Raw genomic sequence first — 19,197 nt, 5'->3', positions numbered from 1 at the left:
TTCAACTGCCGGCCACGGAGCGGCGCCTGTGCATTCGTTGGGCTGTCCATCTCGCGCCGTGCGTTTCATCGGCGCTGTGCACTCCATTAAACAGAACTGCCCGGCCGGAGTCTGGGATTTCGACGTCCGGCCGGGCAGCCTTACTGCTTTACTTCCGTGCAAATGCCTGCTTCAGGAGGACGTCCTGCTCAGCGGCGTGCCGCTTCATGGACCCTGCAGCGGTGGATGCCGAGGCCGGGCGGGAGACCAGCCGGATGCGGCGATCGAGGGCGTCCGGCAGGTTCAGGCCGATGAATGGCCACGGCCCCTGGTTGGCGGGCTCATCCTGGGCCCAGACCACCTCGGCGTTCGGATACTTGGCCAGCTCCTTTGCGATCTCCTCGTGCGGCAGCGGGTAGAGCTGCTCCACGCGGACAATCGCGGTGGTCTTGTCACCGGTCTTTTGCCGCGTGGACAGGAGGTCGTAGTACAGGCGGCCGGAGACCAGGAGTACGCGTTCGACGGCGCCTCCCGCCAGCTGCTCGTGCTCGCCGATCACAGGGCGGAAGCTGCCGGTGGTGAAGTCCTCCACCGAGGATGCGGCCGCCTTGAGGCGCAGCAGCTGCTTGGGCGTGAAGATGATGAGCGGCTTCCGCGGACGGCTGTAGGCCTGGCGGCGCAGCAGGTGGAAATGCGAGGCGGCCGTGGTGGGGTTGGCCACGATCATGTTCTCTTCGGCGCACAGCTGCAGGAACCGCTCGATCCTTGCGGAGGAATGGTCCGGTCCCTGGCCTTCGTAGCCATGGGGCAGCATCAGCACCAGCGAGGAGCGCTGGCCCCACTTCTGCTCAGCGGAGGAGATGAACTCGTCGATGATGGTCTGCGCGCCGTTGACGAAGTCGCCGAACTGCGCTTCCCAAAGGACCAGCGCGTCAGGCCGCTCAACGGAGTAGCCGTATTCGAAGCCCATGGCCGCGTATTCGGAGAGCAGGGAGTCGTAGATCCACAGCTTCGCCTGGTCGTCGGAGAGATGGCCCAGTGGCAGCCATTCCTTGCCGTTGGCGCGGTCGTGGAAGACGGCGTGGCGCTGCACGAACGTGCCGCGGCGGGAATCCTGGCCGGCAAGGCGTACGGGGACGCCTTCCATGATCAGCGAGCCGAAGGCCGCGATTTCACCGAAGCCCCAGTCGATGCCGCCTTCACGGGACATCTGTTCACGCTTCTCGAGCAGCTGCTTGAGCTTGGCGTGGACGGTAAAGCCCTCGGGGACCTCCACATGGGCCTTGCCGATCCGGGCCAGGGTCTCGGCGGAGATTGCCGTGGAGGCAGGGGCATTGACGCCGGAGTCCGACTGCTGGGAGATGGGACGCTCGATGTCCGAGACGGCGGCAGTATCCGCCGTCACGATCGGGATGGGGGAGGTCTGCGCCGCGTGGGTTTCGGCAAAGACGCGTTCCAGGCGCTCCTGGTAGTCGCGGAGCAGCTGTTCGGCCTCTTCCTCGGTGATGTCGCCACGGCCGATGAGGGACTCGGTGTACAGCTTGCGGACTGAGCGCTTGGCCTCGATCAGGTTGTACATCAGCGGCTGCGTCATCGAGGGGTCATCGCCCTCATTGTGCCCGCGGCGGCGGTAGCAGACCATGTCGATGACAACGTCCTTGTGGAACCGCTGGCGGAACTCGTAGGCGAGCTGTCCGATGCGGACCACGGCTTCGGGGTCGTCGCCGTTCACGTGGAACACCGGTGCCTGGATCATCTTGGCAACGTCCGTGGAGTACGTGGACGAGCGGGATGACGAGGGGGCCGTGGTGAAGCCCACCTGGTTGTTGACCACAACGTGGATGGTGCCGCCGGTGCGGTAGCCACGGAGCTGGGACAGGTTGAGTGTTTCGGCAACCACGCCCTGGCCGGCGAAGGCGGCGTCGCCGTGGACCATGATGGGCAGGACCGGGAAGGACTCACCCTGGTCCAGCCGGTCCTGCTTGGCGCGGACGATGCCTTCGAGGACGGGGTCCACGGCTTCCAGGTGGGAGGGGTTGGCGGCCAGGTAGACCTTGGTTTCCTTGCCGTTGTCCGAGGTGAACGTCCCCTCGGTGCCAAGGTGGTACTTTACGTCGCCGGATCCCTGCACGGAGCGCGGGTCCTGGGTGCCTTCGAACTCCCGGAAGACCTGCGCGTAGGTCTTTCCGGCGATGTTGGTGAGCACGTTGAGGCGGCCGCGGTGGGCCATGCCGATGGCAACCTCGTCCAGGCCGTCGTCGGCCGCGTTGGACATGATGGCGTCCAGCAGCGGGATCAGCGATTCGCCGCCCTCGAGGGAGAATCGCTTCTGGCCTACGAACTTGGTCTGGAGGAAGGTTTCGAAGGCCTCGGCTGCGTTCAGCTTGGAAACGATGCGCAGCTGCTCTTCGCGGCTGGGCTTCGAGTAGGGGTGCTCCAGCTGGTCCTGGAACCACTTGCGCTCGGCAGGCTCCTGGATGTGCATGTACTCGATGCCCGTGGTGCGGCAGTATGCATCGCGCAGGACACCCAGGATGTCGCGGAACTTGAGCATGGGCTTGCCGCCGAAGCCGCCCGTGGGCCATTCGCGGTCCAGGTCCCAAAGTGTCAGGCCATAGGTGAGGACGTCGAGGTCGGGGTGCTTGCGCTGGACGTACTCCAGCGGATCGGTGTCCGCCATCAGGTGTCCGCGGACGCGGTAGGAGTGGATCAGCTGCTGGATCCGGGCCACCTTGTTGATTTCGTCGGCCGGGTCCACCTGCTTGTCGGCGCTCCAGCGCACGGGCTCGTAGGGGATGCGGAGGGACTCGAAGATTTCGTCGTAGAAGTCCTGCGCACCCAGCAGCAGCTGGTGGACCAGCTTCAGGAACTCGCCGCTGCCGGCACCCTGGATTACCCGGTGGTCGTAAGTGGACGTCAGCGTGAGGACCTTGCTGATCGCGTTATGGGCGATGATCTTTTCGCTGGCACCCTGGAATTCCGCAGGGTAGTCGAGGGCGCCGACGCCGATGATGGCGGCCTGGCCCTTTGACAGGCGGGGCACCGAGTGGACCGTGCCAATGCCGCCGGGGTTGGTCAGCGACACCGTAGTGCCCTGGTGGTCCTCCGCGGTCAGCTTGCCGTTGCGGGCACGCTTGATGAGGTCCTCGTAGGTGTGCCAGAACTCGGAGAAGTTGAGGGTCTCGGCCTTCTTGATGTTTGGCACCATGAGCAGGCGGGTGCCGTCAGGCTTGGGCATGTCGATGGCGATGCCGAAGTTGACGTGGGCCGGCTGGACCGCAACCGGCTTGCCGTCCACTTCGTCGTAGTACACGTTCATCGACGGGAACTGGGAAAGGGCGCGGATCACGGCATAGCCGATGAGGTGCGTGAAGGAAACCTTGCCGCCGCGGGCGCGGGCGAGGTTCGAGTTGATGACCACGCGGTTGTCGATCAGCAGTTTGGCCGGGATGGCGCGGACGCTGGTGGCGGTGGGCACCTGGAGGCTGGTGACCATGTTGGTGGCGATCGCCTTTGCCGGTCCGCGAAGGACGGAGACGACGTCCTCTTCGGGGGCGGTGGGGGCCTTGACGTTCTTGGGCAGCTGCGCGGGGATGGGCTGCGAGCCGGTTCCGGTCCCGGTCTTCTTGCCGCCGTCGCGGGCTTCGGTGGCGGGAGCCTTCTTTGCCGGGGCTGCAGCGGACGCCGGCGGCGCGGCAGGAGGTGCCGGAGGCGCGGCGGGGGCAGCGGCCGGCGACGGTGCCGGGGCTGCGGGGGCGGGGTTTACGGCAGGCATTTCCCGGGTGGCAGGGTGGGCTGCGGCATGCGCCGGATGTCCGTTGGAAGAAGAACTGTTGCCCGACCCGAACGATTCAAACAGCGGCCACCACTTGGCATCCACAGCGTTCTTGTCCTGCTGGTACTGCTCGTACAGTTCGTCAACGAGCCACTCGTTTCCGCCAAATTCCTCTGGTAGACGGTGGCTAGGCTGCTCTGGCACTTGAAATACGCCTCTTCCATGAGTTTGATTTCTCTCCGGCCCCACGGTGCCTCAGCAACACGTTCGAACCGATCTCTGCGTCCTCTGAACCCAGACCTTTGCAAGTCTAGTGAGCATCTTGTCTTAACTGCCAATAAGGGTGATTCAAATCATGAAGTGACGCCGGGATCGCTGAATGTGGCGTTATGCACCACGGTCGAGCAGCGCCCTGCCGTGGCAAGAACCAGGCTGGGGGAGCTGCCGGCGGGCCGGCGGCGGCGGGGCGGGGGGTGCTGCTCCTGTAGACTAAAAACCTTATGGACAGTAAATCTAGGTGCCGGCCTGGGGGCTGTCAGCGGAGCATGAAGACCAGCTCCGCGCAGTCCACCCGCAGAGCCGGCAAACCCCGAACACGAGCCCATCATCCGCCGGCAGCCCGGCCGGCCGTAGCCCCCGCGGAAAGAGCGTCGGTCTCTGCCGACCATCCTCCGCCGGGAAGATCGTCCAGTCCCCGGCTTCCCCTTTTAAATGCCACGCCGTCGGCAACCGCCTCCCGGGCGGGATGCTGAATGGAGTGGCTACTCCTCGCAGCAGGACTGCTGCTCATCGCCGGTACGGGTTTCTTCGTCGCCGTCGAGTTCTCCCTCATCGCCTTGGACCAGGCAACGGTCCAGCGCGCCATTGACGACGGCGACACGGCCGCCGCGCCATTGCTCACCTGCCTGAAGTCGCTGTCTACGCAGCTGTCCAGCTGCCAGCTGGGCATTACCCTGACCACCCTCCTCACCGGCTACGTGATGGAGCCCTCCTTGGGCCGCCTCCTGGAGGCCCCCCTGGCCGCCGTCGGACTTGCCGGCGTCGCGGCCTCCTCCATTTCCCTGGTCCTGGCCATGGTGATCGCCACCCTGCTCTCCATGCTCCTGGGCGAACTGGTGCCCAAGAACATGGCCATTGCGCTGTCCTTCCCCGTAGGGCGGGCCCTGGCGCGGCCGCAGCTGATGTTCACCGCCGTCTTCAGGCCTGCCATCGTGGTGCTCAACGGATTCTCCAACAAGGTGCTGAACGTTTTTGGACTGGAGGCAAAGGAGGAAATCTCCGGCGCCCGGACGCCCGCGGAACTTGCATCCCTGGTGCGCCGTTCGGCGGCGATGGGAACGCTCGACGCCGGCACCGCCAACTTCGTGGCGCGCACCTTGAACTTCTCCACGAGGACAGCGGCGGACGTGATGACGCCGCGCATCCGGGTGGAGACGATCGACGCCGACCAGCCGGTCTCGGATGTGGTGGATGCCGCGCGCCGGACCGGATACTCCCGTTTCCCGGTCATCGGTGACTCCGCGGACGACATCCGGGGGCTGGTGCACGTGAAGAAGGCGGTGGCTGTTCCCTGGGACCGCCGCCCGAACCTGGAAGCCGGGGCCATCATGACGGAGGTCCTGAGGGTTCCCGAGACCATCCACCTTGACGCGCTTCTGGCAGAACTCAGGGACGGCAACCTGCAACTCGCAGTGGTCCTGGATGAGTACGGCGGAACTGCCGGCATCGCCACCCTTGAGGACCTGGTCGAGGAAATCGTGGGGGAGGTGGCGGATGAGCACGACAAGGTCCGCCCGGGACTGCTGCAGAGTGCCTCCGGCGACTGGTACTTCCCGGGCCTGCTTCGCCCGGACGAGTTGTCCGAGCAGATTCCGCGGCTGACCGTCCCCGACGAAGCGGCCTATGAGACCGTGGGCGGGTACGTCATGAGCAAGCTGGGCAGGATTGCCGCCGTGGGGGACACGGTTCCCGTTGGCGGGGGGACACTGAGTGTCACCAGGATGGACGGCCGCCGGATTGACCGGATCTGCTTCCACCCGGCCGTTGAGCCCGAGCCCGCGGCCACCGATGACAAGACGAAGCGCAACGGCAGGTCCAAGCGCAACGACAGGACAGAACAATGAGCGACTGGGCCGGAATCGTCTGGCTGGGGATCCTGCTGCTTGGTAATGCGTTCTTCGTTGCCGCTGAGTTCGCGGTCATGTCCGCGCGGCGAAGCCAGATCGAGCCGCTGGCCGAGGCCGGGTCCAAGCGTGCGCAGACCACCCTCCGCGCCATGGAAAACGTGTCGCTGATGCTGGCATGTGCGCAGCTTGGCATCACCGTGTGTTCGCTGCTGATCCTGCTGGTGGCTGAACCTGCTATCCACCACCTGCTGGCCGTCCCCCTGGAGACCCTTGGACTGCCGATGGAGATCGCCGACGTGGCGGCCTTCGCCGTTGCCCTGATGCTGGTGACGTTCCTGCACGTCACCTTCGGCGAGATGGTGCCGAAGAACATTTCGGTAAGCGTGGCGGACAAGGCGGCGCTGCTGCTTGCCCCGCCGCTGATGTTTGTTGCCCGGCTGGTCCACCCCGTGATCTCGGTCCTGAACTGGTCCGCGAACCACATCCTCAAGCTCCTCCGCATTGAGCCCAAGGATGAGGTGAATTCCTCCTTCACCCTTGAGGAGGTGCAGTCGATCGTGCAGGAGTCCACCCGCCACGGCCTGGTGGACGACGACGCCGGGCTGATCACCGGCGCGCTGGAGTTCTCCGAATACACGGCCGCGGACATCATGGTGCCGCTGGACAAGCTGGTCATGCTGAAGGCGTCCACCACACCGGTGGAGTTCGAAAAAGCAGTCAGCCGCACCGGGTTTTCCCGATTCCCCATGCTTGACGAGGACGACATGCTGTACGGCTACCTCCACGTCAAGGACGTGCTCTCCATCCCCGAGGAGGCGTATGGGCTGCCGATAGCCGAAAGCCGCATCCGGTCGTTGGCCAACCTGGCACTGGACGACGAGATTGAAAAGGCGATGTCCGTCATGCAGCGCACTGGCTCGCACCTGGCCCGGGTGATCGGCCCGGACGGCAACACCCAGGGCGTCCTGTTCCTCGAGGACGTGATCGAGCAGCTGGTGGGCGAGATCAGGGACGCCACGCAGGCCACCGGCATCCGCAGGCTGGGACAGCCGAACGGCAGCTGACCCGAAGGCGCCCTTCCCGGCCAGTTCGGGGAAGGCGCCTTTTCTGCCGGCCTTCCGTCCTAAATAGGAATGATTCCCATTTAGGTATAAGCTGGACTGGTTGTTTTCACCTTCCCTTTTGAATGAGGTTCCCGTGCGCCGTACCGCCGCTGCCCGATCGTCCATGGCCGCCCTTGCCGGGCTAGGCCTCCTGCTCACCGCGTGCAGCCCGCAGGCGGAACCGTCAACGCAGGCTGCCGACGGGATCAACGTGGTGGCGTCAACCAACGTCTACGGGGACATCGCCAAGACAATCGGCGGTGACAAGGTCAGCGTTACGGCCCTCATTACCAAGACCAGCCAGGATCCGCATTCCTACGAAGCCACTGCCCAGGACCGGCTGGCAGTGTCCAAGGCGGACCTTGTCCTGGAAAACGGCGGCGGTTACGACGGCTTCATCCACACCCTGGCACAGGACAGCGGCCTCGACGACGCGAAGGTGCTGAACGCCGTCGAACTTTCCGGCCTTGCCCACCCGGAGGAGGAAAAGCCCTCCGCTGGGGCGACCACGACGGAACCAGCAGCGGGGGATGACTCCGCGCACGGCCACGGCGAAATGAACGAGCACGTCTGGTACAGCCTGCACGCCATGGAGCAGCTGGCCGACGGCATCGCCGCCAAGCTCGGCGAGCTGGACCCCGCCTCTGCTTCGACCTTCCAGTCGAACGCTTCCGCCTTCAAATCCAGCGTTGAAGAGCTGCACATAAAGCTCGATGCCCTCAAGCCTGCGTCAGCCGGGGCCCAGGTTGCCGTCACCGAACCCGTGCCCCTCTACCTCCTTGAGGATGCCGGGCTGGTGAACGCCACCCCTGCGGACTACACTGCTGCGATTGAAGAAGGCTCCGACGTGCCGCCTGCAGTCCTCAAGGCGGCAACCGACCTGGTGGCCACGAAGTCGGTGCGGCTCCTCGCCTACAACAGCCAGACCGAAGGCCCGCAGACGGAGTCGCTGAAGAAGGCCGCGGAAACTGCCGGGGTTCCGGTGGTGGATTTCAACGAAACACTGCCTGAGGGCAAGACGTACCTGCAGTGGATGACGGACAATGTGGACAACATCAGCAAAGTTCTGGAGACAAATAGTTGAAACCCCTGGTCAGCCTTACCGGAGCGTCCCTGAAGTTCGGTAAGCGGGCGCTCTGGGAGGACCTGGACCTGGACATTAAGCCCGGCGAGTTCTTCGCCGTGCTTGGTCCCAACGGAAGCGGCAAGACCACATTCCTGAAGGTCCTCCTAGGGCTCCAGGACCTGCACCGCGGCCAGGCCGTCCTGGGCGGCCGCCCCGTGGAGCGCGGGAGCAGCCTGATCGGCTACATCCCGCAGCAGAAATCGTTCGCTCCGGACACTCCCATGCGTGCCAGGGACCTCGTGGGCCTGGGCGTTGACGGCCACCGCTGGGGCCTGCGCCTGAACACCGCCAAGGCCAACCGCAGGATTGACGAACTCCTTGAACTGGTTGGTGCCACGGAATACGCAAAAGTCCCGGTGGGCCAGCTCTCCGGCGGCGAGCAGCAGCGGCTCCGCGTGGCGCAGGCACTTGCCACGGATCCGCAGGTCCTGCTTTGCGACGAACCACTGCTCTCCCTGGACCTGCACCACCAGCAGGCGGTCAGCGCCCTGATCAACAAGCAGTGCCGCGACCAGAACAGCGCCGTTGTGTTCGTGACGCACGAAATCAACCCCATCATCGACTACGTGGACCGTGTCCTGTACTTGGCCGGCGGACGCTTCAGGGTGGGAACCCCCGAGGAAGTCATGACCACGGAAGTCCTCTCCGGCCTCTACGGCAGCCACGTTGAGGTTATCCACGCGAACGGCCGCATCGTGGTGGTGGGCCTCCCTGACGCCACAACCCACCACCATGCGGAGACGCACGCGGCGGGAGAGGCTGCCTGATGGACGCGGACAGCATCCTTGGCGCGATCTTCAGCTTCGAGAACTACGGCGAGCTGCTGGTCCTGGTCCAGAACTCGATTTGGGCAGGTGCCGTCCTTGGCCTGCTGGGCGGGCTGGTTGGCACCTTTGTCATGAAGCGCGACCTGGCCTTCGCGGTCCACGGCATATCCGAACTCTCCTTCGCCGGTGCCGCCTTTGCCCTGCTGGTCGGCGCGAACATCGTCTTTGGATCGCTCATAGGATCGGTTGCCGCCGCCCTGCTTTTGGGCCTGATGGGCGTCCGGGCCAGGGACAAGAATTCAATCATCGGCGTGATCATGCCGTTCGGGCTGGGACTTGGGATCCTGTTCCTGTCCCTTTACGAAGGACGGGCTGCCAATAAGTTCGGCCTGCTGACCGGGCAGATCGTGTCCGTGGACACGGTGCAGCTCCAGGCGCTTGCCGGTACCGCCGTGGTGGTGATGCTGGCCCTGGTGGCCATTTGGCGGCCGCTCAATTTCGCCAGCCTGGATCCGGAACTGGCGGAGGCCCGGGGTGTTCCCGTCCGGACGCTTGCCATCGTATTCATGGTCCTCCTGGGCGTCTCCGTAGCGCTGTCCATCCAGGTGGTGGGCGCGCTCCTGGTCCTCGCCCTGCTGATTACCCCGGCCGCGGCGGCGCTGCGGGTGACGTCTTCACCGGTGGCGGTGGTGGTGCTTAGCGTGGTCTTTGCCATGACGGCCACGGTGGGCGGGATCCTGCTGGCCCTGGGCGGGCGCATCCCCATCAGCCCCTACGTCACTACCCTGTCGTTCCTGATCTACGTGGTGTGCCGGGTGGTCGGGTCGGTGCGGGCCGCAAGGGGCATCAACGGGCGGGTCCTGGCCGCATCCTGAAAGGCGGCCTGCCTACAGGCCTGCCGCCTGCATGGTCGCCGACCTGGCTGCGTGCCTAAAGGATGCCGGCGGCCTGGCGCACTGTGCAGTCAGGGCAGAGCCCGAAAATCTCCACCGTGTGGGCCACGTCGGTGTATCCGTGTTCTGCCGCGATGCGCGCCGCCCACGTCTCGACGGCGGGGGCCTCCACTTCCACGGCCTTTCCACAGTTGCGGCACAGCAAGTGGTGATGGTGCCCGGTGACGGCGCAGCGCCTGTACACCGCTTCACCGTCGCCGTTCCGCAGAACGTCCACCAGCCCCTCGTCCGCGAGAGACTGCAGGATCCGGTAGGCGGTTGCCAGCGAGACCGGGGCGCCCTGGTTTTGCAGGATCCGGTACAGCTCCTGCGTGCTGACGAAATCGTCGAGTTCATCCAGGGCGGCGCTTACGGCCCGGCGCTGCTTCGTGACGCGCTGTTCCTTGCCGCCGCCCGGCACGGGGGACGGGGTGGTGGAATCAGCCTTGGCGCCGAAGGGCATGGGTGGACTCGCTTCCTCAGGATGGTGGCAAAGATACAGATTACCAGCCGGAGCGTCGTGGACACGGTCCCGCGGCGGACCCTAGGCTGGCGCTATGAAGCTGACCAAATACACCCACTCCTGCGTCCGCCTTGAAAAGGACGCCCGGGTCCTGGTCCTGGATCCGGGCAACTTTTCCGAGTCGGCGGAGGCCCTGGAAGATGCGGAGGCGGTCCTGGTCACGCATGAGCATGCCGACCACATCGACGTTCCGGTTGTGGTGGAGGCGTTGCGCGCAAACGGGGCGCTGGCGGTTTTCGCTCCGGCGCGGGTTGCCGGCCAGCTGCAGGACAAGGCCACGGGCGAAGCCGCGCGCATCCATGCCGTGAACCCTGGCTCAACATTCCAGGCTGCCGGCTTCACCGTCCGCAGCTTTGGAGGCCAGCATGCCCTGATCCACCCGCAGATCCCCGTTGTCGCCAATATCGGATACCTCATCGACGACAACGTCTACCACCCGGGGGACTCCTTCGTCATTCCGGACGGGACCAGCGTCCGGACCCTGTTGGTTCCCCTCCACGCGCCGTGGAGCAAATCCGCCGAGGTGCTGGACTTTGTGATCGGCGTCCGGGCGCCGAAGGCGTTCCAGATCCATGACGGACTGCTCAACGAGAACGGCCTGAAGATCGTGGAAGGCCATGTCCAGAGGATCGGCGCCAAATACGGCACCGAATACACCCATCTGGCTGCCCGGGAGTCGGTGGAAGTTTGAACCCCTTGATCGACGTGGCCGGCCTGCAGGCCCGCCTTGCCGAACACCGGCGCACGGTGCTCCTTGACGTCCGCTGGGTCCTGGGCGATCCGCACGGTTACCGCCACTACCTGCAGGGGCACCTGCCGGGTGCCGTGTTCGTGGACCTCGCCACCGAACTTGCCGCCCCGGCAGTTCCGGAGCGCGGGAGGCACCCGCTGCCGGCCGCCCGGGACTTCCAGGAAAGCGCCAGGCGCTGGGGCATCCGCGACGGCGACGTCGTGGTTGCCTACGATGACAGCGGCAGCATGGCCGCGGCACGCGTGTGGTGGATGCTTCGGAACGCCGGCTTCGCGGACGTTTACCTGCTCGACGGCGGCCTGGCCGCCTGGCGTGCCGCGGGCCTTCCGGTGGAAGCAGGACCGGTTGTCCCGGAGGCGGGAGACGTGACGCTCGCGGACGGAAACATGCCGGTGCTCGACGCCGCTGCCGCGGCCGGCTGGCCGCACGCCGGCCTCTTGCTGGATGCCCGTGCCGGGGAGCGGTACCGCGGGGAGTTTGAGCCTGTTGACCCCCGGGCCGGACATATCCCGGGTGCGGTCAGCGCGCCGACGTCGGAAAACGTGGACAGCAGCGGGCGGTTCCTGCAGTCTGACGCCCTCCGCCGCCGTTTTGAGTCGCTGGGCGTCCGGGACGGAGTGCGCGTCGCGGTGTACTGCGGCTCCGGGGTCACTGCGGCCCATGAGGTGGCAGCCCTGGAACTCGCCGGCTTTCGGGCTGCACTGTATCCGGGCTCGTTCTCGGAGTGGTCCAACAACCCGGACCTGCCGGTGGCAACCGGCGCAGAGCCCGGCCGCCCAAGCGGACCGCCGAGTGGAAACACGGCTGCGGTCAAGGGTAGCGTCCCACTATGACTCCAGGACGCCCCGTACCGCCGCCCCTTGCCAAACCAGTCGCCCCGGAACCTGCCGCTCCTGAAGCAATTGCTGTCGACGGCGGCCGCCTCGCTGCCGCGTACGGCGCGACGTCACCGGACAGCGGGCTCGTGCCGCTGACCCTTGCCCGGCGCGCTCCCGGGGCGGACGACGTCGAAATCGCCATCGAGTTCTGCGGGCTGTGCCACTCGGATGTGCATGCAACCCGCGGCGAGTGGGGCGGCAAGGTCTGGCCGCTGGTCCCGGGACACGAAATTGTGGGCACCGTCAGCCGGGTGGGCTCCGCGGTGACGGATTTCGCCGCTGGCGACCGCGTGGGTGTGGGCTGCATGGTGGACTCGTGCCGCGAATGCGAAAGCTGCCTGGACGGCCTGGAGCAGTACTGCGAAAGCGGCATGACCGGCACGTACGGGGCCGTTGACCGGCGGAACGGCGGCGCCCTGACGCAGGGCGGCTACTCCTCCTCCGTGGTGGTGGACCGCCGCTACGTCCTGCGGGTGCCGGCAGCCCTCGATCCCGCCGCCGCTGCCCCACTGCTGTGCGCCGGCGTCACCACGTTCTCGCCGCTTCGGCACTTCGACGTCGAAGAAGGCGACGTTGTGGGCGTGGCGGGGCTGGGCGGACTCGGCCACATGGCCGTCAAGTTCGCCAAGGCAATGGGAGCGAAGGTGGTGGTGTTCACCACGTCGGAGGCAAAAGTGGCGGCTGCCGTGGAGCTGGGCGCGGATGAGGTTGTCCTGTCCCGCGACGAAGCGGCGATGGCAGCGGCCAACCGCAGCATCGACCTCATCATCGACACCGTGGCGGCCCCGCACGACCTGAAACCGTTCTTCCGGACCCTGCGGGTGGACGGTGCGCTCTTCCAGCTGGGCCTGCCGTCGGAGGCGATGCCGCCGGTGAACCCGGGCGCGCTCATCGGGCGTCGGCTTTCCTACACCGGCTCGCTGATTGGCGGCATCGCCGAAACCCAGGAGATGCTGGACTTCTGCGCCGGGCACGGTGTTGCTGCGGACATCGAGGTGGTGCGGGCAGACCAGCTGAATGAGGCCTACGACCGGATGGTGGCAGGCGATGTGAAATACCGTTTTGTGCTGGACACCAGCACCTTGCAGGGACCCGCCAAGGAGGCAGACGCATGAGCACGCTTTTCACCAGGATCCTGAACGGCGAAATCCCGGGCCGCTTCGTGTGGCGGGAACCGGATGTTTCCGCTTTCCTCACCACCGGTCCGCTGGCTGACGGCCACACCCTGGTGGTACCCACTGAGGAAGTGGACCGGTGGACGGATGCGTCGCCGGAAACGCTGGCGAAGGTCATGGAGGTGGCCCGGCGGATCGGTGCCGTGCAGGTGGAGACCTTCAAGGCCGCGCGGGCCGGGCTGATCGTGGCGGGTTATGAGATCAACCACCTCCACGTGCACGTCTGGCCCTCAAGGAGCATGGCCGAGTTCAATTTCGCGACGGCGGACCAGAACCCCGATCCGGACATCCTCGACGCCAACGCCGAGAAGCTCCGCCAAGGGTTGCGGGCCGCCGGGTACGGCGAGTTCGTCCCGTCCTAGGCAGCCCGTCCCGGTCCCGCTCCCGGTTTCCGCCTAGGCCGGGGCAAGTGCCTTGTTGAGCACGGCGCGGATCCTCTTCTCCGACACCGAATACGCTGTTCCGAGTTCAACGGCGAAGAGGCTCACCCGGAGCTCCTCGAGCATCCAGCGCACCTGGGTTAACTCAGGGCCGGCCTTCCGTCCGGGGAGCAGGGCCGATACGGCGTCGTCGTAGTCGTCCTCGAGCCGCTGCACCGCGGCCATGTTCAGGGCGTCGCGCTGGACGTTGCCCGGCAGGCGTTCCAGCCTCTTCTCAATGGCCGTAAGGTACCGGGGGAGCTGGCTCAGCTGGGCGTAGCCCGTCCGTGCCACAAAGCCGGGGTAGACCAGCTGTTCCAGTTGGCTTTTGATGTCGTTGAGGGCACTGATCAGCGCCAGGCTGGTGGTGCCCTTCAGCTGTTTTTCGATCCGCCGGGTGCTGGCCAGGATACGTTCCACCACGGCGGTGACGCTGAACACCGTGTCGATCAGTTCGGCCCGGACCACCTCGTACAGCCGGTCAAAGGACTCCCGGTCCCAGGGCAGTTCCGCGGGCGTGAGCTTGTCGATGGCGGCCAGGGCGCAGTCCGCGATCAGGCTTGAGACCGAGCCGTGCGGGTTTTGGCTGAAAGTGAGTTTCTCCGTGTTGCTCAGGTGCTCCAGCACGTACCGGTCAGGAGCCGGAACGCGCAGGGCCAGCAGCCTGACCACTCCGCCGCGCATTGCCTCCTGCTGTTCCTCGGCAGTCTGGAAGACACGCAGGGACACCGACGTGCCCTGGTCCACCAGTGCCGGATAACCCGTCACTGTATGGCCGTTGACCGTGCTGCTGACCTGGCGCCGGACCGTTCCGACCGTCCATTCGGTGAGCCCGTCCTGTTCCCGGAAGCCGGGTGGGGCTCCGGCCCCCGGCACTTCGGCAGGCTGCCGCGCCGCGGATGATCCGGCGTCGTGCGTTTTCCCTGCTTTTTTGCCGTTGCCGGCGCCGGGCGCGGTGGAGGCAGGCGTGGCCCCCAGCGACTCGGCGATGGCCCGCCGCGTTGCCGGGGCCAGCTTCTCCTGGAGCGCGGCGAGGTCCTTGCCCTCGTCCAGGACTTTGCCCTTGCTGTCCACCACCTTGAAGCTCACCCGCAGGTGCGGGGGCACCGCGTCCCAGTTCCACGAACCCGGCGGGATGACGTGTCCCCGGATCCGGCGCAGGGCAAGCTCAAGGGAAGGTTCGAGTTCATCCACGGCGGGATCGAAATCGGCTTCCAGGAGTGCCACCGCCTGCCGGGCAACGTCCGGGGCGGGAACGAAGTTCTTCCGGACCTGCTTGGGCAGGGATTTGATCAGGGCCGTCACCAGCTCAACACGCTGCCCGGGTATGAGCCAGCGGAAGGCCTTGTCATCCAGCTGATTAAGGAACAGCACCGGCACCTCGGCCGTGACGCCGTCGGACGGGTTGGGCGGCGAACCCGGAGCCACCGGGTGGAATTCGTAGCTCAGCGGAAGCTCGAAGCCCTTGTGCAGCCACGTTTTGGGGTAGGCGGAGTCGTCAAGGTCGTCCGCGTCGTCGCTGAGGAGGAGGGATTTGTCGTAGTCCAGGAGGTCCGGGTTCTTCTGCCGCGCTTCCTTCCACCACTTGTCGAAGTGCCTCTCGGACACCACGTCAGGCCCGATCCGCGCATCGTAGAACTCGAACAGCGTCTCGTCATCCACCAGGAGGTCCCGGCGGCGCATCCTGGCCTCCAGTTCCTCCACCTCATTGAGGAGGGCCCGGTTGCGGTGGAAGAACTTGTGGTGGGTTTTCCAGTCGCCTTCCACCAGGGCATGGCGGATGAAGAGTTCCCGGGCGACGACGGGGTCAACCCTGCCGTAGTTGATCCTGCGCTGGGCGATGATGGGCACGCCGTAGAGGGTGACCTTTTCGTAGGCCATCACTGAACCTTGCCGGGTGGACCAGTGCGGTTCGCTGTAGCTGCGCTTCACCAGGTCCGGGGCCACCTGCTCGGCCCATACAGGATCGAACTTCGCAGCCACCCTCGCCCAGAGGCGGCTGGTCTCCACGAGTTCCGCCGCCATCACGAACGTGGGCGACTTCTTGAAGAGGGCCGAGCCGGGGAAGATGGCGAACCGGCTGCCGCGGGCTCCGGCATACTCGCGCTTGCGTTCGTCAAGGATCCCGATGTGGCTCAGGAGCCCGGAAAGAAGGCTGATGTGGATGCCCTCGTGGTTGCCCACCGGATCGGCTAGCCGCTTGTTGTCGAGGCTGATGCCCAGGGGCCGGGCCAGCTGGCGCAGCTGGGCAAACAGGTCCTGCCACTCCCGGACCCGGAGGTAATTGATGAACTCGGCCCGGCACATCCGGCGGAAGGCGGACGACGAGAGCTCCTGCTGCTTCTCCTGCAGGTAGTTCCAGAGGTTAAGGAAGCCGGTGAAGTCCGAGTTCTCGTCCTTGAACCGGTTGTGCTTTTCCGCCGCGAGTTGCTGCTTGTCTGTTGGACGCTCGCGCGGGTCCTGGATGGTGAGGGCCGCGGCCAGGACCATCACCTCGCGGACGCAGCCGCGTTTGCCCGCCTCCACGATCATCCGGCCCAGCCGGGGGTCCACCGGCAGCTGGGCGAGCTTCTGCCCGACGGCGGTGAGCCCGCCGCCGCTTTTCGCCCCGTCCGTGCCGTTCTGCGGCCGGGAGGCAGCGAGGGCGCCGAGTTCGCGGAGCAGCGTGACACCGTCGTTGATTGCCCGCGTTTCAGGCGGCTCCACGAAGGGGAAGTTTTCGACATCCTTGGGGCCGCGCGCCACTCCCATGGCGGTCATCTGCAGGATGACGGCGGCGAGGTTGGTCCGCAGGATTTCCGGGTCGGTGTACAGCGGCCGCGAATCGAAGTCTTCCTCGGAGTACAGGCGGATGGCGATGCCGTCCGAGACGCGGCCGCACCGCCCCGAACGCTGGTTGGCGGACGCCTGCGAGACCCGCTCGATGGGCAGCCGCTGGACCTTGGTGCGGTGCGAGTACCGGGAGATGCGGGCGGTGCCGGTGTCGATCACATATTTGATGCCCGGCACGGTGAGCGAGGTTTCGGCGACGTTGGTGGCAAGGACAATCCTGCGCTTGTTGCCGGGGTGGAAGACCTTGTGCTGTTCCTGCAGGCTCAGCCGTGCGAAGAGCGGAAGGACTTCGGTTCCGGCCAGCCGGCGGTTGGACTGGATGCGGGCCTGCAGCGCTTCGGCAGCGTCGCGGATTTCTCGCTCGCCGGAGAAGAACACCAGGATGTCGCCCGGCGCTTCCAGGGCAAGTTCGTCGACGGCGTCACACACGGCGTCAAGCGGATCGCGGTCTTCCTCGAGTTCGTCATCGGAACCGTTCTCGTCGTCAGGGCCGGCTCCGCCTGGCGGCTGGGAGAGCGGGCGGTACCGGATTTCCACCGGGTAGGTCCGCCCGGAGACCTCGACAATGGGTGCGGGTTCTTCCGGTGTGCCGAAATGGTTGGCAAAGCGCTGGGGGTCGATGGTGGCGGAGGTGATGATCACCTTGAGGTCCGGCCGCTGCGGCAGGATCCGCTTGAGGTAGCCCAGGATGAAGTCGATATTGAGGCTTCGCTCGTGGGCCTCGTCGATGATGATCGCGTTGTACTTGCGCAGCAGTTTGTCCCGTTGGATTTCTGCAAGCAGGATGCCGTCGGTCATCAGCTTGACCTTCGTGGCGCGGCTGACCTCACCGGTGAAGCGGACCTGGAAGCCCACCTCCTGGCCGATGTCCACGCCAAGTTCCTCGGCGATGCGCTCGGCCACCGTGCGGGCGGCCAGCCTGCGCGGCTGGGTGTGGCCGATCAGCCCGTTTTCGCCCAGGCCAAGTTCGAGGCACATCTTTGGTATCTGGGTGGTCTTACCGGAACCGGTCTCGCCGGCGATGATGGTGACCTGGTTCGCCGCTATGGCTGCCATCAGGTCTTCGCGCCGCTCGGAGACCGGCAGCTCGGCGGGATAGGAGATGTGAAGTGTCATGTCTGCTGACAGTCTACTGCGGGAGCCCGGGCTTCCCGTCTGTACTGCCGGCAGTTGTCCGGCGCCTTTTGGTCCTGCCCGCTAGAAGACGCGGAGCGTGTAGTTGATGCTGGGGAGGTCCAGGGCGGACCAGGCTTCGTGGGATTCGACAGGAGGCGTATGCCCCCGGCCGTCACGCAAAAGCGCCGAAACGGTGGCGGCGGCCACGAGGAGGATCAGGAGGACGAGGAGGGTTATGAGGATTTCCATGACTCCATGCTTCTCCTCCCCGCAGCCAAGAAAAAGTGGCAGAAATGCCCAAAAAGCTATAATTCCTGCCACAATGGAAGCATGCTCAGATCAGTGGCCCTCATCGTGGTTCCCAACTTCTCGATATTCGAGTTCGGTACTGCCTGCGAGGTCTTCGGTATCGACAGATCCGGCCGGGGGAGCGGCGTCCCGGCCTTCGACTTCCGCGTCTGCACGCCGCAGCCTGGTAACGTCCGGCTCAAGTCCGGCCTGTCCCTGAACGTCGGCCTGGGACTCGAGGCAACCGACGATGCGGACCTGGTCATCATGGCGCCCTACGGCAGGGACGACGAGTTGCCCGAATCCGTCCTCGAAGCGCTCCGGGCTGCCGATGCGAGGGGAGCCTGGGTAATGTCCATCTGCTCGGGCGCTTTTGCCTTGGCCCGCGCCGGCTTGCTCGACGGGCGCCGCTGCACCACCCACTGGCACTACTCAGGCCAACTGGCTGCAGAGTATCCGCGCGTACAGGTGGACGAAAACGTCCTCTACGTGCAGGACGGCAACATCATCACTTCCGCAGGCACCGCCGCCGGGATCGATGCGTGCCTGCACCTTGTGCGCGTCGAACTGGGGGCGCAGGTGGCGGCCGCGATCGCCAGGGACATGGTGGTTCCCCCGCACCGTGACGGCGGCCAGGCGCAGTTCATCGACCGGCCAATGCCAGCCTGCGGTTCCGCTCCCATGGAGGAACTGCTGCGCTGGATGGTGGAGAACCTGGACCGCGAGCACACGGTGAACGAACTGGCGGCACGGGTCCACATGTCGCCGAGGACCTTTGCACGGCGGTTCAGGTCGGAGACCGGAGCGACGCCTGCCGCCTGGCTCAATTCACAGCGTGTTCTACGCGCCCAGGAACTCCTTGAGTCCACCGACCTGAACATCGAAGAAATCGCCAGGGAGTCCGGCTTCGGGCACCCTGTCCTGCTGCGGCACCACTTCGCCAAGGTCCTGGACACCAGCCCGCAGTCATACCGCCGCGCTTTCCGCGGCCAACTGGCTGTGGCGGGATAGCGCCCCTTGCACGCTAACCGGGCGCCGGTCCGTTGCGGCGTTGTTTGGCGCGGATTTCCTCGGCCGCTTCCCGCGTACTGTCCACGAGAATCCGCCAAGGTCCGGTGACGGCCTGCTCAGGCAGGGCTGCCCGGCGCTGCCCTGCCCGGATCGAATAGATGAACCTGTCCGGTTGGGCTTCCGCAAACTGCTCGGCAGCTGCCTTCGGGGTCCTGGGTACTGAATCCCACGGGCATGCCTCCACGATGGGCTGCCACTGGCTGATGGCGCTCTTGGATTGGGCTTCCACAGTCCACACCCGTGGTATCGCGGCGATTCCTCCGGTGCGCTCAACACTGATCTTCATGGCCTGGTCCTTGGGCTTGCCCTACAGCCTGGCTGCCGCCCCGAAGTGCG

At 65.8% G+C, this 19,197-nt stretch carries 15 protein-coding genes; 10 read left to right on the top strand and 5 right to left on the bottom strand.

The annotated features are described in order from the left end of the window. Positions 1-148: 148 nt before the first annotated feature. Complete coding sequence (locus U7114_RS03535) at positions 149-3,958, bottom strand: multifunctional oxoglutarate decarboxylase/oxoglutarate dehydrogenase thiamine pyrophosphate-binding subunit/dihydrolipoyllysine-residue succinyltransferase subunit (protein WP_323056562.1); 3,810 nt, start codon at positions 3,956-3,958, stop codon at positions 149-151. Positions 3,959-4,506: 548 nt separating this feature from the next. On the opposite strand from U7114_RS03535, the gene U7114_RS03530 reads away from it, so the two are divergent. From U7114_RS03530 to U7114_RS03510, 5 genes are all read left to right on the top strand, one after another. Beyond that, positions 4,507-5,877: a hemolysin family protein gene (locus U7114_RS03530; RefSeq protein ID WP_157241805.1), complete on the top strand. Its 1,371-nt coding sequence runs from the start codon at positions 4,507-4,509 to the stop codon at positions 5,875-5,877. Then, a complete protein-coding gene (locus U7114_RS03525) occupies positions 5,874-6,944 on the top strand; it encodes a hemolysin family protein (protein WP_321213877.1) in 1,071 nt (356 codons plus the stop codon). The genes U7114_RS03530 and U7114_RS03525 overlap by 4 nt, the downstream gene beginning before the upstream one ends. Positions 6,945-7,077: 133 nt before the next feature. Beyond that, positions 7,078-8,067, top strand: coding sequence for a metal ABC transporter solute-binding protein, Zn/Mn family (locus U7114_RS03520; protein WP_321213876.1), 990 nt, complete (start codon positions 7,078-7,080; stop codon positions 8,065-8,067). Next, complete coding sequence (locus tag U7114_RS03515) at positions 8,064-8,876, top strand: metal ABC transporter ATP-binding protein (RefSeq protein ID WP_321213875.1); 813 nt, start codon at positions 8,064-8,066, stop codon at positions 8,874-8,876. The genes U7114_RS03520 and U7114_RS03515 overlap by 4 nt, the downstream gene beginning before the upstream one ends. Beyond that, complete coding sequence (locus U7114_RS03510) at positions 8,876-9,751, top strand: metal ABC transporter permease (protein ID WP_323056561.1); 876 nt, start codon at positions 8,876-8,878, stop codon at positions 9,749-9,751. The genes U7114_RS03515 and U7114_RS03510 overlap by 1 nt, the downstream gene beginning before the upstream one ends. Before the next feature lie 55 nt (positions 9,752-9,806). Here the strand turns inward: U7114_RS03510 and U7114_RS03505 are convergent, their stop codons facing one another. After that, the gene (locus U7114_RS03505; RefSeq protein WP_321213873.1) at positions 9,807-10,271 is read right to left on the bottom strand and encodes a Fur family transcriptional regulator; all 465 of its coding nucleotides are present in this window, start codon (positions 10,269-10,271) and stop codon (positions 9,807-9,809) included. Between the two features lie 94 nt (positions 10,272-10,365). Between U7114_RS03505 and U7114_RS03500 the strand changes: the two genes are divergently transcribed. From U7114_RS03500 to U7114_RS03485, 4 genes are read left to right on the top strand one after another with little or no spacing between them, the layout of a single operon-like run. After that, a complete protein-coding gene (locus tag U7114_RS03500; protein WP_323056560.1) occupies positions 10,366-11,022 on the top strand; it encodes an MBL fold metallo-hydrolase in 657 nt (218 codons plus the stop codon). Further along, the gene (locus tag U7114_RS03495) at positions 11,019-11,915 is read left to right on the top strand and encodes a sulfurtransferase (protein WP_323056559.1); all 897 of its coding nucleotides are present in this window, start codon (positions 11,019-11,021) and stop codon (positions 11,913-11,915) included. The genes U7114_RS03500 and U7114_RS03495 overlap by 4 nt, the downstream gene beginning before the upstream one ends. Beyond that, positions 11,912-13,075, top strand: coding sequence for an NAD(P)-dependent alcohol dehydrogenase (locus U7114_RS03490; protein WP_323056558.1), 1,164 nt, complete (start codon positions 11,912-11,914; stop codon positions 13,073-13,075). Before U7114_RS03495 ends, U7114_RS03490 begins: the two co-directional genes overlap by 4 nt. Beyond that, on the top strand, positions 13,072-13,497 hold the full coding sequence (locus U7114_RS03485) for an HIT family protein (protein ID WP_157241814.1): 426 nt from the start codon (positions 13,072-13,074) through the stop codon (positions 13,495-13,497). The genes U7114_RS03490 and U7114_RS03485 overlap by 4 nt, the downstream gene beginning before the upstream one ends. A gap of 33 nt (positions 13,498-13,530) precedes the next feature. On the opposite strand, the gene hrpA is transcribed toward U7114_RS03485, so the two are convergent. Both hrpA and U7114_RS03475 read right to left on the bottom strand, forming a co-directional pair. Further along, on the bottom strand, positions 13,531-17,502 hold the full coding sequence (hrpA, locus tag U7114_RS03480) for an ATP-dependent RNA helicase HrpA (protein WP_323056557.1): 3,972 nt from the start codon (positions 17,500-17,502) through the stop codon (positions 13,531-13,533). Between the two features lie 81 nt (positions 17,503-17,583). Then, positions 17,584-17,751, bottom strand: a complete 168-nt coding sequence (locus U7114_RS03475) for a hypothetical protein (protein WP_197432488.1) — start codon at positions 17,749-17,751, stop codon at positions 17,584-17,586. 81 nt (positions 17,752-17,832) lie between these two features. On the opposite strand from U7114_RS03475, the gene U7114_RS03470 reads away from it, so the two are divergent. Continuing rightward, positions 17,833-18,801 (top strand): GlxA family transcriptional regulator, encoded by a 969-nt coding sequence (locus tag U7114_RS03470; RefSeq protein WP_323056556.1) that lies wholly within the window; start codon positions 17,833-17,835, stop codon positions 18,799-18,801. Between the two features lie 13 nt (positions 18,802-18,814). Here U7114_RS03470 and U7114_RS03465 read toward each other — a convergent pair whose 3' ends face one another. Beyond that, positions 18,815-19,147 (bottom strand): protealysin inhibitor emfourin, encoded by a 333-nt coding sequence (locus tag U7114_RS03465; protein WP_104998388.1) that lies wholly within the window; start codon positions 19,145-19,147, stop codon positions 18,815-18,817. Between the last annotated feature and the right edge of the window lie 50 nt (positions 19,148-19,197).

The organism is Pseudarthrobacter sp. C1, assembly GCF_034720455.1.
In the GTDB taxonomy this organism is placed as follows: Bacteria; Actinomycetota; Actinomycetes; order Actinomycetales; family Micrococcaceae; genus Arthrobacter.
The sequence above is the reverse complement of the archived record's forward strand: the minus strand, read 5'-3'. Positions and strand labels throughout refer to the sequence as shown.